The 12,886-nt window shown below is 58.6% G+C and carries 14 protein-coding genes; 5 read left to right on the top strand and 9 right to left on the bottom strand.

Annotation, left to right across the window (positions count from 1 at the left end; all coding sequences use genetic code 11):
- Positions 1-32: 32 nt before the first annotated feature.
- From HCU66_RS27375 to HCU66_RS16460, 6 genes are all read right to left on the bottom strand, one after another.
- The gene (locus HCU66_RS27375; protein WP_205889471.1) at positions 33-383 is read right to left on the bottom strand and encodes an IS110 family transposase; all 351 of its coding nucleotides are present in this window, start codon (positions 381-383) and stop codon (positions 33-35) included.
- A 221-nt stretch (positions 384-604) separates the two neighbouring features.
- Entirely contained in the window at positions 605-874 is a 270-nt protein-coding gene (locus HCU66_RS16480) for a DUF3613 domain-containing protein (protein ID WP_205889470.1), read from the bottom strand.
- Positions 875-892: 18 nt separating this feature from the next.
- Positions 893-1,603 (bottom strand): tetratricopeptide repeat protein, encoded by a 711-nt coding sequence (locus tag HCU66_RS16475; RefSeq protein ID WP_205889469.1) that lies wholly within the window; start codon positions 1,601-1,603, stop codon positions 893-895.
- 119 nt (positions 1,604-1,722) lie between these two features.
- Complete coding sequence (locus HCU66_RS16470; RefSeq protein WP_205889468.1) at positions 1,723-2,946, bottom strand: type II and III secretion system protein family protein; 1,224 nt, start codon at positions 2,944-2,946, stop codon at positions 1,723-1,725.
- Positions 2,947-3,535: 589 nt separating this feature from the next.
- The gene (locus HCU66_RS16465; RefSeq protein WP_241015522.1) at positions 3,536-3,745 is read right to left on the bottom strand and encodes a hypothetical protein; all 210 of its coding nucleotides are present in this window, start codon (positions 3,743-3,745) and stop codon (positions 3,536-3,538) included.
- Between the two features lie 194 nt (positions 3,746-3,939).
- On the bottom strand, positions 3,940-4,566 hold the full coding sequence (locus HCU66_RS16460; RefSeq protein WP_205889467.1) for an alanyl-tRNA editing protein: 627 nt from the start codon (positions 4,564-4,566) through the stop codon (positions 3,940-3,942).
- A gap of 90 nt (positions 4,567-4,656) precedes the next feature.
- On the opposite strand from HCU66_RS16460, the gene HCU66_RS16455 reads away from it, so the two are divergent.
- Positions 4,657-5,655, top strand: coding sequence for a LysR substrate-binding domain-containing protein (locus HCU66_RS16455; RefSeq protein ID WP_205889466.1), 999 nt, complete (start codon positions 4,657-4,659; stop codon positions 5,653-5,655).
- A 186-nt stretch (positions 5,656-5,841) separates the two neighbouring features.
- Here the strand turns inward: HCU66_RS16455 and HCU66_RS16450 are convergent, their stop codons facing one another.
- Entirely contained in the window at positions 5,842-6,249 is a 408-nt protein-coding gene (locus HCU66_RS16450; protein WP_205889465.1) for a PA2817 family protein, read from the bottom strand.
- A 68-nt stretch (positions 6,250-6,317) separates the two neighbouring features.
- Positions 6,318-8,765: an acyl-CoA dehydrogenase gene (locus HCU66_RS16445; protein ID WP_205889464.1), complete on the bottom strand. Its 2,448-nt coding sequence runs from the start codon at positions 8,763-8,765 to the stop codon at positions 6,318-6,320.
- Between the two features lie 238 nt (positions 8,766-9,003).
- Between HCU66_RS16445 and HCU66_RS16440 the strand changes: the two genes are divergently transcribed.
- The 4 genes from HCU66_RS16440 to HCU66_RS16425 all read left to right on the top strand — a co-directional run bounded on the left by HCU66_RS16440 (position 9,004) and on the right by HCU66_RS16425 (position 12,173).
- Entirely contained in the window at positions 9,004-9,663 is a 660-nt protein-coding gene (locus HCU66_RS16440; protein WP_205889463.1) for a transglutaminase-like domain-containing protein, read from the top strand.
- A 44-nt stretch (positions 9,664-9,707) separates the two neighbouring features.
- Positions 9,708-10,331 carry a glutathione S-transferase family protein gene (locus HCU66_RS16435; protein WP_205889462.1) on the top strand — a complete coding sequence of 208 codons (624 nt, stop codon included), beginning with the start codon at positions 9,708-9,710 and terminating at the stop codon, positions 10,329-10,331.
- Positions 10,332-10,464: 133 nt separating this feature from the next.
- Positions 10,465-11,397: an ABC transporter ATP-binding protein gene (locus HCU66_RS16430; protein WP_205889461.1), complete on the top strand. Its 933-nt coding sequence runs from the start codon at positions 10,465-10,467 to the stop codon at positions 11,395-11,397.
- The gene (locus HCU66_RS16425) at positions 11,394-12,173 is read left to right on the top strand and encodes an ABC transporter permease (RefSeq protein WP_205889460.1); all 780 of its coding nucleotides are present in this window, start codon (positions 11,394-11,396) and stop codon (positions 12,171-12,173) included. Before HCU66_RS16430 ends, HCU66_RS16425 begins: the two co-directional genes overlap by 4 nt.
- 65 nt (positions 12,174-12,238) lie before the next feature.
- Here HCU66_RS16425 and HCU66_RS16420 read toward each other — a convergent pair whose 3' ends face one another.
- Positions 12,239-12,760 (bottom strand): DUF2062 domain-containing protein, encoded by a 522-nt coding sequence (locus HCU66_RS16420; protein WP_205889459.1) that lies wholly within the window; start codon positions 12,758-12,760, stop codon positions 12,239-12,241.
- Positions 12,761-12,886: the final 126 nt, after the last annotated feature.

The raw sequence follows: 12,886 nt of genomic DNA, 5'->3' as shown, positions 1-12,886 counted from the left end.
AGGGGGCATTCTCAATTGAGAATGCCCCCTGGTCATGTGTGCCGGTCATGCGATCTGTAGCCGCTGCGATACAGGTAGTCCGTTCTTGCTCTTGCATATTGATATTCGCTGGAAGTCAGCTGTCGGCGAGGAAGGAACATGCACCTGCGGACTACTGATTGAGCGTGCAGACAAGAACGGTTGCTGGCCTTGACCCGGTCATTGACCAGGCAGCGACGGTGCTCGGTCAGGCTGGCCATAGAACGCATCACTGGGCTTTTTTCCACGAGTTGGGGACATCTGTCGGGATCATTGGGCAACAACTCAAGTGCCCATTGTGCGTCTGTCGGATCATCTTTCTCGCCGCTGGGAGCGAAGGACTCTCGGCGCTTTGCGCAGCTCAATCAGCAACGTTTGGTGTTGATTGGCAACACCATGACTCCAATCCGGTTAACGCGGTCTACCTGACGCACCGCAGTTTCTGATTTTACGACTGCTACGCAGCCGAACACGGCCTTCGGCAGCGGCTACAAAGCGTGCGTCGCGGCTTAACTTACCTAAAAGCCTGGCTTTTTAGCCAGGCCACTCTGGACGACGCCAGAGGCTTGATCACTATTGACGTGCCTCAGTCGCCGATGGTCATTTTCCCCGCTGTTTCCTGGTCATAAAACTCCGGAATCGGATAGTTGAAGCTGTTCAGCCAGCGCTGCATGGCCAGGTCACGTTCAGTGGCCGAAGCGGTTTGCAGTTTAGGAGAGGCAAACACACCACGAATCTGCATCTGCAACCACTGCTCGGTGCCTTTTTGCGGCGCCGATGAGGGACCCGGCTCAATGGCCCAGGCAGTGGTGGACAGGCAAGCCATGCACACAATCAACAGCCTTTTGGTATTCATCTCGACTCCTCATGCTTTTTACTTGTTCGCACTGGCTGAGGCATTGGCGATCTCAGTCTTGCGATTCCCCTCCGAAGCCACCGATTTTTTGGCGGAGGCCTTGAGTTTTTCCGCGCGGCCTTGAGCCTCGGCGACTTGCTGGGGACTCAAGCTGGCGCGGTTCGCGAGTTCGGCAGCCGCCTTCCAGTTATCCTGATAAATCAGCAGCGTCACCATATTGAGTGCCGCCAGTGAATTGGCCTGCTTGAGTTCCATGGCGGTCATGAATTCGAAGCGTGCTTCAGGGATTCGTCGCTGATTGAGGTAGACGACCCCTAGGTCATTGCGCATCTTGTCGTCGGTAGGGGCCATCTTCACCGCACGCTCAAGGTGAGTGGTCGCAGTGGCGTAATCATTTTTGGCCGCGGCCAACTGGCCCAGGCCATGTTCCCCGTCAGCGGCCAGACAGGTGCCGAGCAAGCTTTGATACAACGGCCCCGCCTCGTTGCGTCCCATCAAGCGCAGCACCCGAGCCTTGCGCAGGCGAACCTGGACCAGGTCATCGGGCAAACCTTCCAGATTCGCCAGGCTGGCATACAAACGGCCTTCGTTGACCATGTTGTCCGCCAGGCTCAGGGCCAGTTCTTGCTCCGAACCGGGCTTGGCGCAGCTGCCCGGTCGCGAAACCATGCCATTGGTGGCACAACCTGCGAGCATCAATGTTGCTGCTATTGCAATGACTGCTTTCATCGAGTGTCCTCTGGCTACAACACGTTGAGCGCCTGGCCAATGGCAATAAAGCTGGCCTGGCAGGCGCTCAAGGTCACCGTTACGAGTGAGGGCGAGGCAAGTCCGGTTCAGGCTCCGGCTCATTGCGAGAGCCCGCTGCGACTGTCGAAATCGCCATTTTCAAGGAAGAACATGCGGTAGAAGTTCGGGTCGTAATTGCGCAGCTGTTCACCAGGCAACGACGGTAGTTGTGCATTGACAGCCAGGGGCTGGACCAGATGCGGGGTGACGATCATCAGCAGTTCGCGCTCTTCACGGTTGATGGTGTTATCGCGAAAGAACGCGCCCAGAATCGGGATATCGCCCAGCCCCGGAAATTTGTTCACCTGGGAATTGTTGCGGGTGCTGATCAAGCCGCTGATGACGAAGCTTTCGCCGTCGGCCAGGGAGATGCTGGTGTCGGTACGGCGCACGGTCAGCGCCGGGACGATCGTGCCGGCGATGCTCACGGCGTTGGTGAAGTCCAGTTCACTGACTTCCGGCGCGACCTTCAGGGCGATCCGGTTTTTCCCGATGATGGTCGGCGTCAGGGTCAGGCGGATACCGAATTCCTTGTACTCGATGGACACGTTATCGCTGCCTGAACTGGGCACTGGAATCGGCACTTCACCACCGGCCAGGAAGCTCGCACTCTGCCCGCTGAGCGCTACCAGGCTTGGCCGTGCCAGGGTGTAGGCGAAACCACTGCCTTCAAGCGCGTTGATCGACACTAGAGTATCGCTGGACGCAAAAGCGAAGTTGAACAAGCCGTTGTTCACCGGCAGCGACGGCGTGACAATGCCGTCGATGGTGGGCAAGGTTCTCGGCGAGCCGAACAGGAAGTTGCCCTGGCGACCAAAAATCGAGGCATTGGCTTCCTTGAGTTTGGTCCGGCTGACTTCAACGAAGCGAATATCGGTCTGCACCTGGATCGGCAGCAGCGGGTCTTCGGAAGGCACCGTCGACACGCTGGTCAGCGCCGCGGTGGCCTTGCCCTTGACGAACACCATGCTTTGGCGCGGCGTTTTCGAACAGGCGGTCCAGACCATCAGGCTGGTGGCCCCCGGCGCGAGGCCGGTGAGGATGAAGGCATTGCTACCGCTGGGTTGCACATCGGCGATTTTCGGATCGCCGACTGCCAGTTGCGTCACCGGAACGGGGACGCGCAGTTCATTCTGGAGCCCCTGACCGACCTCGAACGTTGCCGGCAAACTGTCCAGTTGCGAACAATTGGCCGGCGCGGCCTGAGCCGCATCCACGCTGAGGCCTATCCAGAACAGGCCATGGATAATTCGCTTGAAAGCGGGCACGGTACGATAGCTCATTAAGTGCATCCTCGCTGAATAGGCCATCTTCAAGGCTAACTGGGTTGCCTCGGATCACTACAAGGGGCCTGAGTCGACCCTCAACCTCGCCAGAGCCCCACAACTGACCCCCGGCAATATTCCTTGGTGCTGCTACACACACGCGGGTGCAATGCGCTGGTCTTTAGTGAACAGCGAGCGACCTTCGCTGAAACGGTTTTTAGTGATCCGGTTACCAGGGCTGTCTACCGGAGTGATAGACCCCGGCCCGACAGCAATAGCGGCTATGGACGGCACTGTCCGCCGAGCTGACTCCCCTGAAAAGAAACCGGCAATCAAGACACAGAGCCGGAAAACACTTGCCAGGACCATAGTGAGGTAACTCCTTTTGCCAATCCGCTATCTGATCGCTGAACCTGATCTGGAAATTCCAAACCGTTATGACTTCTTCTTGTTTGAAAGGTAGTTCAACCAAGGCAAAGCGCCACGCTTTGAACGAAAACTTTCCATTCAAAGGGTGGAGATAGGCAGGTTGCGGGTGATAGAGCGTTACATGATGGGGTTCGAAGGGACTACTTTGGCGACTCGCCGAAATTGCGCGACGGGCTCATCAGTCTTGCTTCTTGACCTGTGTGAACCAGACCACGCCAATGCCCCGGATAGTCGCCGTATTGCGGGCAAACAGGCCCTCAGCGTTGCAGCGCATGCCGCGAAGCTCATGCCCAAACTGACGCGACAGCAGGTCGAGGCTTTTGCAATCGACGAAAATTTTGTTGTCCGAAAGCACTAACGCCTTGATTGCGATCCCTGCGTCACGCATGTCGCGAGTCAGGCCGTTAAAGGCCGCCAACCGGGCGGGGAATTCTTCGGTGAGGATGCTCAGCGGCAGAGCTGGCGGTAACGTTACGAGAGACAGAGCGGCTATGTTAAACCCCCTTGACCACGTCGGCGGTGACGATCGACGCGCCGAGGTGGGCGATCAGGCGATGCCGGGGCCGACATCGCTCAAAATGCTCAGTCCACGTTGTAGTGGACTGACAGCGTGCCCTTTTTCTGCGAAAGGGCCGTGATCGTGACGGTGCCCAAATCCTTCAGGCTCTGTACGTGGGTGCCGCCACAGCCGTAGGCGGGCAGTTCACCGAAGCCGACTTCCCGGGCACCTTCGCGCAACGACGTCTGGCGCGGCAGGTCATGGGCGATCCATTGCCTGATGCCGTACTGAATCGTCTGGGCATCGGCCTCCTGCGCACTGTCGCCCGGTTTGAACTGGACACGTCCTTCATCCGGCCAGTGATGAGCCTTGGTCGGCATCCAGCCCAGGGCCTGGACGAAGTGGCCAATCAGGTGTCCCGCTGAATGCATGCGCGTATTGAACTGGCGGCGTTGCTCGTCGACCCGAATCTGGATCATGCCGAGTTTTACCGGGTGGTCGACGAAATGGATGATCCGGTCCGGTTCCTGCACCACACGCAGCACTTGGCTTTCGCCAATCCAGCCGGTATCACAGGGTTGCCCGCCACCCTGAGGATGAAACAGGGTGGCGCGTAGCACTACGGCGAACTCGTTCTCATAGGGCGTGCAATCCAGGACTTCCACATTGGCCTTGAGGCCATCACTCTGGAAAAAGAGGCGAAGCGTCATATTCCATGCCCTTATTAAAGTTTCTATTTTTATTATATGAACCGTGGAATTGCGTGATAATCCGTTCAACCATCAAAGGACTGTTGCGCTGTGAGCATAAATCTTCCCCTGCCGCTGCTCGGTGAAATGGCGATTTTCGTCAAGGTCGTCGAGACCGGCAGTTTCTCCGAAGCGGCGCGCCAGTCAGGCTCTTCGCCCTCGGCGGTGAGCCGCAGCATTTCGCGGCTGGAGAAGGCACTCGCCATGCGTCTGCTGCAACGAACCACGCGCAAACTGCGTTTGAGCGACGGTGGCGAAGAGGTGTTCAAGCGTTGCCAGGAGATGGTCAGCGCGGCGAAGTCGGTGATGGAAATCAGCGGTCAATTCACCTATGAAGCAGAAGGGCTGGTGCGTGTCAGCGTGCCCAAGGCCGTCGGGCGATTCGTGATTCATCCGCATATACCGGAATTTCTGCGGCGTTATCCCAAAGTGGATGTGCAATTGTTGCTCGAGGACCGTCAGGTGGATTTGATCGACGACAACGTCGACCTGGCCATCCGTATTACCGATCGGCCACCTCCGGGGCTGGTGGGGCGGCAGTTGCTGACCATCGACCATTTGCTCTGCGCAACGCCGCAGTACCTGGCCGAGCACGGCACACCGACTCATCCCCACGACTTGTTCAACCACAGCTGCATCTATCTGGGCGAAACCCCGAGCGATGCGCGCTGGAAATTCAAGAAAGGCAGCAAAGCCGTAACCGTCGGCGTGCGCGGACGTTACGCCGCCAATCACACGGGCGTGCGACTGGACGCGGTATTGCAACACATCGGGATCGGCAGCCTGCCGTACTTCACCGCCCGTTATGCTTTGGAGCAAGGGTTGATCGTGCAGGTCCTGCCGGACTGGACCTTTCTGGCGTCCTACCACGGAGGCGCCTGGTTGCTGCATTCGCCAACCCGCTATCTACCGCCCAAGTTACGGGTGTTTATCGATTATCTGGTGGAATGCCTGGAGAAGGAGCCGACCTTAAGCAAACCGGGCAAGCCGAGCGCGTTGGGCAAGGTCGCGCTAGCGTATGAGTTACCCGAAAGTGATGGGTTGCTTTGAGATCAAAAATCNCCGAGCGCGTTGGGCAAGGTCGCGCTAGCGTATGAGTTACCCGAAAGTGATGGGTTGCTTTGAGATCAAAAATCAAAAGATCGCAGCCTTCGGCAGCGCCTACAGGTGTACACGAACCCATGTAGGCGCTGCCGAAGGCTGCGATCTTTTTATCTTCATCAATGAATCAGGGGATCAGTGCTTGCTGTCCTGATCCGACATCGCCAGCAGCTGTTTTTCCTGATTCCAGTCGAACGGTTCATCGTTCTGTTCGGCTTCGAAGCGACGTTCTTCCAGCGCCTGGTACAGGTCGATTTCGTCATCGGGCATGTAATGCAGGCAGTCACCGGCGAAGTACCACAGCAGATCGCGTGGAACCAGATGGGCGATTTGCGGGTAGCGGGTGATCACCTGGCACAGGATGTCCTGGCCCAGGTATTGGCTTTCGATCGGGTCGACCGGCAGCAATGCACGCAGTTCGTCGAAGCGCTCCAGGAACAAGGCATGGCTTTCTTCGGGAACCTGTTCGGCCTCACCTACGGCGACCAGGATGCTGCGCAGGTGGTCGAGCAAGACGAGATGATCGGCAACGACATTGGACACGAGATAAGTCCTCAAGAGCAAAACGGGCACAGGAGTATAAAGCTCCTGCGCCCCTTTTTCACTCTGGATCAGCGGACCTTGCCTTTGGCCAGCACCAGCTCCTTCTTGTCAAAATCATCGACGTCGATCACCTTGCGCCGCGCCACTTCTGCCTCGCGCAAGGTCTGGGCTTCAAGCGGTTGCAAGACGCCGGCTTCCAGGGCGGCATCGATGGCAGACTCGCCGATGGTGGGTTTGACCTGGCGACTTCTCAGCGCCGTGTTGAGTTTTTTCTGTAGCGGTTTGGCGGCGTTCAGCAAGTCGCAGGCATGCTGCAGGGCGCCGACCGGATCCTCTGTCGATTGCGGGCGATAGCAGCCTGCCAATAGCTCCTCAAGGGTTGGATCGCCCTTGGCGCGGCCGAGAACTGCTGCGACGTTGGCCCCCAGTCTGTCCGAAGGGCCTCTGTGTCGGCGACCGAACGGGAACACCAGCACCCGCAGCAGGCAGCCGAGTACCTTGTTCGGGAAGTTGGTCAGCAGTTCGTCCAGCGCACGTTCGGACTGGCCTAGGCTCTCTTCCATGGCCCAGGCGAACAGCGGATGCATAGGCTCCGGTGAATCGAGATCGTGATAACGCTTGAGCGCGGCGGAGGCCAGGTACAGGTAGCTGAGCACATCGCCCAGACGTGCGGACAAGCGCTCGCGGCGTTTCAATTCGCCGCCCAGCAGCATCATGCACTGGTCCGCCAGCATGGCAAAAGCTGCGGCCTGACGGTTGAGGGCGCGCACGTAGCCTTGGCTGAGCTTGTCCCCCGGTGCATGTTCGAAATGCCCGAAGCCAAGGTTCAGCACCAGGGTGCTGGCGGCATTGCTCACCGCAAAACCAATGTGTTTGAGCAGCAGGGCGTCGAACTCGATCAGCGCCTGTTGTTTGTCTTCACGGTGGACAAGGGCCATTTCCTTGAGCACGAACGGATGGCAGCGAATAGCGCCCTGGCCGAAGATCATCAGGTTGCGTGTCAGGATGTTCGCACCTTCGACCGTGACGGAAATGGGCGCACCTTGCCAACTACGCGCCAGGTAGTTGTTCGGGCCCATGATGATGGCCTTGCCGCCGTGAACATCCATGGCGTGGCTGATGCACTCGCGGCCGCGTTCGGAGAGGTGGTATTTGATGATGGCGGAGGGTACCGACGGCTTTTCGCCAAGGTCGACTGCGTTGGCGGTGAGCATCCGCGCGCTGTCCATCAGCCAGGTACTGCCGCCGATCCGCGCCAGTGCTTCCTGAATCCCTTCGAAGGCTGACAGCGGTGCGTTGAATTGCTCGCGAACCTGCGCATATTGGCCCGTCACCAGACTGCTGAACTTGCCCGCGGCGGTACCGATGGCAGGCAGTGAAATGGAACGCCCGACCGACAGGCAGTTCATCAGCATCATCCAGCCTTCGCCGAGCATCTGCTGACCGCCGATGATGAATTCCAGCGGAATGAACACATCCTTGCCGGCGTTCGGGCCGTTCATGAAGGCGGCGCCCAGCGGCAGGTGACGGCGGCCGATTTCTACACCGGGGGTCTGGGTTGGAATCAAGGCGAGGCTGATCCCCAGGTCGACTTTATCGCCCAGTAGATGGTCCGGGTCATAGGCCTTGAAGGCCAGGCCGATCAGGGTCGCCACCGGACCGAGGGTGATGTAGCGTTTTTCCCAGTTCAGGCGCAGGCCGAGGGTTTCCTGGCCTTCCCATTCACCTTTGCAAATCACCCCGGTGTCGGTCATGCCCCCTACGTTGGAGCCCGCCATCGGTCCCGTCAGGGCAAAGCAGGGGATATCGTCGCCGCGAGCCAGCCGTGGCAGGTAATGATTGCGTTGTTCTTCGGTGCCGTAATGCAGCAGCAGTTCCGCGGGTCCCAGGGAGTTGGGCACCATGACGGTGGAGGCCAGGTCGCCGCTGCGGGTCGCCAGTTTCATTGCGATCTGGGAGTGGGCATACGCCGAGAAGCCTTTACCTCCGTATTCCTTGGGAATGATCAGGGCAAAAAAACCATGTTGTTTAATGTGATCCCAGGCCTGGGGCGGCAGATCCATCAATTGGCTGATCTGCCAATCGCTGACCATGGCGCAGAGCTCTTCGGTCGGGCCATCGATGAACGCCTGTTCCTCTTCGCTCAGTTGCGCTTTTGGATAGGCCAGCAGCTTGTTCCAGTCCGGGCGACCGCTGAACAGCTCGCCGTCCCACCAGACCGTGCCGGCTTCAATGGCTTCACGCTCGGTTTGCGACATCGGCGGCAGGTTTTTTTGGAACCAATTGAAAATAGGGGCTGTGAACAGTTTTCGGCGCAGGTCCGGCAGCAACAGGGGCGCGGCCACGGCTGCGAGCACCACCCAGAAAATCAGCAGCAGCCAGACGGGGGCATGACTGAAGATGCCCATCGCCAGCAGATAGACAGCGATGATGGCCAAGGCGGGTAGGGGCGCAGTGCGACGATGTGCCAGCCAGGCAATCCCGACCACCAGAACCAGTATCCACAACAGCAACATATTCAATTCTCCGTGAAACCAGGGATAAAACCACTCTCAGAGCTTAGACGGCATCCATAAAACCGGGTGGTCGGAGTGATCGGTTTGAGTTCGTAGGACGCAACGGCTGAACTTCGTCAGTTATTTCGATGGAGGGCTCGTCAACAGGGCGGGCAAGCGCTGATATTTGGCCGAAACGTCGTTATCTCTGTGCTGAAGGTATCGCTAGACTCGTGGCTTCCCCCTGGAGATTGTGCCCATGCACGCGTATCTGAGCCCCGGCCGCTTCATCGACAGTGACCATCCCTCGGTGGTGGCGTTCGCCGAAAAACATCGTGGTGCCCGGCGCGATCCGCTCGAGCAGGCGATCAATCTCTATTACGCGGTGCGCGAGGCCGTGCGCTACAACCCCTACACCTTCAGCCGCGACCCACAGACTTTGCGCGGCAGCTACGCATTGGCGACCGGGGAGAGTTATTGCGTGCCCAAAGCCACGCTGTTGGCCGGTTGCGCCCGGCATTGCGGGATCCCGGCGCGTATCGGTCTGGCGGATGTGCGCAATCACCTGTCGACGCCGCGCCTGCTCGAACTGCTCAAGAGTGATGTGTTCGCCATGCACGGCTACACCGAGCTTTATTTGAACGAGCGTTGGGTTAAAGCCACGCCGGCTTTCAATCAACAACTGTGCGAGCTGTTCAATGTCGCGCCACTGGAGTTCGACGGGGTCAACGACAGTGTGTTCCATCCTTTCAATCGCGACGGCGAGCAGTTGATGGAGTACCTGGTCGATCACGGCCAGTTCACCGATGTGCCTGAAGCGTTCTTTTTCCAACACCTGGAAAAGTGCTATCCGCATCTGTTCGGCGAGCGACTGCCGCTGCAACTGGGTGACATGCAGAGCGATTTGAGTCGCGCCTGATCCGGCGTATGCTGCCCTGCGCATTTATCCAACAAGGAGCGGTCATGCTGAAGATCTGGGGTCGGAAAAATTCGTCGAATGTCAGAAAGCCGTTGTGGGCCGCCGAAGAGCTGGGCCTGGCCTATGAAGCCATTGACGCCGGCGGTGCCTTTGGCGTGGTCGACACGCCTGAGTACCGGGCGATGAATCCCAACGGTCGCGTGCCGGTGATCGAAGACGACGGCTTCGTGCTGTGGGAATCCAACGCCATCGTGCGTTACCTGATGGCTCGCCATGCCAGCGGCACTGCCTGGTATCCGACGGACCTGCAAGCCCGTGCCTCGGCGGAAAAGTGGATGGACTGGACCACCTCAAGTTTTGCCGCGCCGTTTCGCACGGTGTTCTGGGGCGTGTTGCGCACCCCGCAAGAGCAGCAGGACTGGCCGGCGATCAAGGCGGCGATCAAGGAATGCGACGATCTGCTGTCGATGGCCGATCAAGCGCTGGCGGTCAAACCATACCTGTCGGGCGATGAGATCGGCATGGGCGACATTCCCTTGGGCAGTTTCATTTATGCCTGGTTCGAGATGCCGATCGAGCGCGCGCCGCAGCCTCATCTCGAAGCCTGGTACGCGCGGTTGAAACAGCGTCCAGCGTATCGCAAAGCCGTCATGACCGCGTTGACTTAATACTCACTATCGACACGCATGACTGTACTTGTGTGGCAGCGACAAGCACCATTGCGCTCGTGCGCCGCGGTTGCATTGCTCGCCGCCCGCCCTTATTTATCCCTTTCTTCCCTTCTTGGTGCGTAAATCCGATATGAGTTCCGCTCTGTCCATCCGGCAGCTAACCAAAACCTACGGCAACGGTTTCCAGGCCTTGAGTGGTATCGATCTGGACGTCGCCGAAGGTGACTTTTTCGCCTTGCTGGGCCCTAACGGCGCCGGCAAATCCACGACCATCGGCATTCTCTCGACCCTGGTGAACAAGACCAGCGGAACGGTGAATATCTTCGGTCACGACCTGGACAAGGAGCCGGCGGCGCTCAAACGCTGCATTGGTGTAGTGCCCCAGGAGTTCAACTTCAATCAGTTCGAAAAGACATTCGACATTGTCGTGACCCAGGCCGGTTACTACGGCATTCCGGCGAAAATCGCCAAGGAGCGCGCCGAGCAGTACCTGACCCAACTGGGTTTGTGGGACAAGCGCGATGTGCCGTCGCGCTCCCTGTCCGGCGGCATGAAGCGTCGACTGATGATCGCCCGGGCACTGGTCCACGAACCACGCCTGCTGATCCTCGACGAACCGACGGCGGGGGTGGACATCGAATTGCGTCGCTCGATGTGGACCTTCCTCACCGAACTGAACAACAAAGGCATCACCATCATCCTCACCACCCATTACCTGGAAGAGGCTGAGCAGTTGTGCCGCAACATCGGCATCATCGACCACGGCACCATCGTCGAGAACACCAGCATGAAGCAGTTGCTCAGCCAACTGCATGTCGAGACCTTCCTGCTGGATATGAAGAACACCTTGCAAGTGGCCCCGCAGTTGCTCGGTTACCCGACCAGACTGATCGACAGCCATACCCTGGAAGTCCAGGTCGACAAGGCCATGGGCATTACCGCGCTGTTCACCCAATTGGCGCAGCAGAACATCGAAGTGTTGAGCTTGCGTAACAAAACCAATCGCCTCGAGGAGCTGTTCGTGTCTCTGGTGGAGAAAAATCTGTCGAAGGTGGCGGTATGAGTTCCGAGCTGCAACCCAACCTCATTGCCCTCAATACCATCGTTTACCGTGAGGTCAGGCGCTTCACCCGGATCTGGCCGCAGACCCTGCTGCCGCCGGCCATCACCATGGTTCTGTACTTCGTGATCTTCGGCAATCTGATCGGTCGGCAGATCGGCGACATGGGTGGCTTCACCTACATGGAGTACATCGTGCCGGGGCTGATCATGATGTCGGTGATCACCAACTCCTACGGCAACGTGGTGTCGAGTTTCTTTGGCAGCAAGTTCCAGCGCTCCATCGAAGAGTTGATGGTGTCGCCGGTGTCACCGCATACGATTCTGATCGGCTACACCCTGGGCGGTGTGCTGCGCGGGTTGATGGTCGGGATCATTGTGACGTTGCTGTCGCTGTTCTTTACCAAGCTGCAGGTGCATCACCTGGGCGTGACCCTTCTGGTGGTGCTGCTGACGGCGACGATCTTCTCGCTGCTGGGTTTCATCAACGCGGTATTTGCGCGCAATTTCGATGACATCTCGATCATCCCCACCTTTGTGCTGACACCGCTGACGTACCTGGGCGGGGTGTTCTACTCGATCAGCCTGCTGCCGCCGTTCTGGCAGACCGTGTCGCTGGCCAACCCGGTGCTGCACATGGTCAACGCCTTCCGCTACGGCATCCTCGGCGTGTCGGACATCAAGATCAGCGTGGCGATCGCCTTCATGCTGGTAGCGACCGTTGTGCTGTACATCGGTTGTGCGCGGTTGCTGGTGAGTGGGCGCGGGATGCGTACCTGACGCTTCCACCGCAGCAATGGATATGCCCCCATATAAAAAACGGCCTCCCAAATGGAGGCCGTTTTTCATTCTTGCATCCGGCTGCGCTTGCGCCGTGCCCATTGCCGACTCACCCACCAGCGCCAATACATCATCACCAGACAATAAGCCAGCGCCCCAAGCACCAGGCCAGTTACCACCGAGCCGAGTAAAAACGGCTGCCACAAAGTCGAGAGTTCGCCGCTGATCCATTCCCAGGTCAACTCGTCCGGCAAGCTCCTGGCGGGAACGTCCATCAGCCAGGCGCCGGTCTGGTAGGTGCAGAAAAACACCGCCGGCATGGTGATCGGGTTGGTCAGCCAGACCAGGCTGACGGCAATCGGCATGTTGCCGCGCACCACGATGGCGAGGATGGCGGCCAGCAGCATCTGCAACGGGATGGGCAGGAACGCCGCGAACAGGCCGACCGCCATGGCCCGCGCGACGGAGTGGCGATTGAGGTGCCAGAGGTTGGGGTCATGCAGCAGGGTGCCAAGAAAGCGTAAGGATTTGTGTTCCCTGATGCTGGTCGGGTCTGGCATGTAACGTTTGAATAAGCGCCGGGGCATAAGGCTTCTCGGTCGGTTAAGGCGGCAAGTATGTCTGGATTCTATGAACCGCCCATTCAGACTTTGTGACAATTGTTAACGACGCCCGTGCGGCGCGACGACTAAGCCTAGTGAGGGGACTCTCAA

The organism is Pseudomonas frederiksbergensis (genome assembly GCF_017114915.1).
Classification (GTDB): domain Bacteria; phylum Pseudomonadota; class Gammaproteobacteria; order Pseudomonadales; family Pseudomonadaceae; genus Aquipseudomonas; species Aquipseudomonas frederiksbergensis_I.
The sequence above is the reverse complement of the archived record's forward strand: the minus strand, read 5'-3'. Positions and strand labels throughout refer to the sequence as shown.